This is a genomic window from Rhodococcus sp. MH15, from assembly GCF_019266045.1.
Classification (GTDB): Bacteria; Actinomycetota; Actinomycetes; order Mycobacteriales; family Mycobacteriaceae; genus Rhodococcus_F; species Rhodococcus_F qingshengii.
Genome location: NZ_LPNP01000015.1, coordinates 1 through 2033, shown reverse-complemented (window position 1 = coordinate 2033; position 2033 = coordinate 1). Strand labels below are relative to the sequence as shown.

Below are 2033 nucleotides of genomic sequence, written 5' to 3'. Positions count from 1 at the left end.
GTGAGCACGGGCGTACCTTCCCGCCAGCGTTGGCGCGCTGGACTTGATCAGAATCCTGTTCGTGTACAGATCATCATCCGGGAAGGTGCGTCCTCCCGGGATCCACAGGTTTCGATCATTCCTCATGGGTCGACGGAGTGATGCTCTACTCACGACCTTTTCGCTGCTGCTCTTCTGCGATGATCCGTTTCGCTTCGATGTTTGAGTTGGCATATTTGGACGGTGTCGGTGCGGGGTAGAGATGGTCGAGCGCGGTTTCGACAATCTCCATGGTTCGGAGGAGATCGCCGGCGGTAGTTAGGGATGAATCGTGAGTGTTCGAGTTTCCAACGATGCGGACGGCGTCCAGCAAGTCTTTGACGTCGACCTCTGGGTGCGCTTCGTGGAAGTTGTCTATTCGAGTGCTCAGATACAGGGGTGCATGGTTCTTGTTGGTGGATAGCCGCGGGATACCTTGCTCGTCGAGGAGAATCTCGATGCTTGCGCGCAGGGCAGTCGCTGCGGCTCGCGGATCATTCCAAACCAAGGAACCTACTCGAGAGAGTTCTGCCTTGATTGCGTCAGGCACTGCACCGGCGGTCTCAGCAACGTCAATCGGCGGATAAAACCCGCGTACAGAATATTTCGTTTCGAACTGTCGATCGTTGCTGAATGAGCTGACTTCATGAACGGTGAAGTCGCCGTATACGAGAGTAGTGCCTTTGCAGTTGATCGCAGTGCAGATTGTTTGCGCGGCAAAGGTTCCGACTATCGATTCGGGTTCGCCATCGTTGACATCGAACTCGGTGGTGTTGAAGTAGGGATCCCGGTTCAGCACGACCCTGTCCTCCTCGAGTGGGAGTGCGCCGACGTTGCAATAGGGGCATTCAATCTGTGGCCATTGGTGCAGAAATATTGGCTCTGTCAGTTTCTCCGCGAACGGCTTCATGACCTGCTCCTAATGTTCGGATCGGCTGTTTCAAGTCTATCTACGATGCTGCGGACTGGAGGTGGATTACTTCGGTCAAGCCAGACTGATCGTGTTCGGTAAAACCGCCAGTTTGAGATGTGGGGACGCTCCAGATCTCCCTGCCCCCGGCACAGCGAGGGGCAGGGGCATCTGGAGTTGCAAGTGCATTCGAAGTGTGTACGACATATGTTGCACAACAACGGAATTCAATCGTCGGATCTTTGCCCGCTGGAGATGTTGATGGTAGATTTGTGGAGTCCTGTTAGTGGTGGCGCCTGACCAGCCCGCCGATTCGATCACCTGGAAAGGGTGGTTTTCTGATGACTGTTCTCGACGTGCGTGCGGATTCTGCTGTGACGGCTCCTGTGCGCGATGGAGTGGAGGTGCTTGAGGTGATGCCCGCCGCGTTGGTGTCCGGGTTTCCCTCCGAGGGTGCGTGGTCCGAGGTAGTTGATGAGAGCGGCGATGTGGTGGCTGCAGGGTGGTTTTCTATTGACGCGGATGTTTCCACGCCGGAGTCGGGCAGGGTGGTGTTGGTTTCTCCGCAGTTGGCTGTGCCAGGCCGGAAGTTGCTGTCGGCGTGGGCAGGTTCCGTGCGGCCTTCAGAGGTCCGTGCTGCAGCTGTAGCGCCTGGGTGTGCGCCTGTGTGGTTCGGGCAGTACGTGTCCCCTGTGCATGAAGCTCAGCGTGTTGTGGTGCAGTTGGAAGCCGAGCGTGAGAAGTGCGCAGTTCTGGAGCGTGCGCAGGGTGAGTCCGTGCGTAAGCATCAGGAGTGGATCGAGAACTTGAATGATCTGGCGATCGAATGGGCCGATGACAACAGTTTGTGCGAGCAATTCGATCGGTTCATGGAAGAGAACGGGTTGCGAGGGCGTGAGCGTGACCAGGAGGTAGAGGTGACCGTGACTGCAACGATGACAGTGGCGGTGCGTGGTGTTTCGCAGCGCGATGCTGAGGAGTGTCGACGGCCATCGTAAGCTCCCCACTGGCGGCCATTTATGGCGCATTTTGTGGCCATGGTTTCTCCCCGCGTACGGCCAGATAGTTCCCCACCTGCTGTGAGTCAGATTCGGTCCCGGCAACG

Annotated in this window: 2 protein-coding genes; one reads left to right on the top strand and one right to left on the bottom strand. The window is 57.1% G+C overall.

Annotated elements, in window-relative coordinates; all coding sequences use genetic code 11:
* Window positions 1-145 precede the first annotated feature (145 nt).
* Window positions 146-928, bottom strand: a complete 783-nt coding sequence (locus ATN37_RS00100) for a DUF4145 domain-containing protein (RefSeq protein WP_021334706.1) — start codon at window positions 926-928, stop codon at window positions 146-148.
* A 341-nt stretch (window positions 929-1269) separates the two neighbouring features.
* Here ATN37_RS00100 and ATN37_RS00095 point away from each other — a divergent pair, with 341 nt between their 5' ends.
* Window positions 1270-1926 carry a hypothetical protein gene (locus ATN37_RS00095; RefSeq protein WP_218694578.1) on the top strand — a complete coding sequence of 219 codons (657 nt, stop codon included), beginning with the start codon at window positions 1270-1272 and terminating at the stop codon, window positions 1924-1926.
* The last annotated feature ends 107 nt before the right edge of the window (window positions 1927-2033 follow it).

Bases quoted from the DNA above. Each gene is read 5' to 3' on its own strand.
- ATN37_RS00100 (WP_021334706.1), bottom strand. From the start codon at position 928: ATGAAGCCGTTCGCGGAGAAACTGACAGAGCCAATATTTCTGCACCAA.
- ATN37_RS00095 (WP_218694578.1), top strand. From the start codon at position 1,270: ATGACTGTTCTCGACGTGCGTGCGGATTCTGCTGTGACGGCTCCTGTG.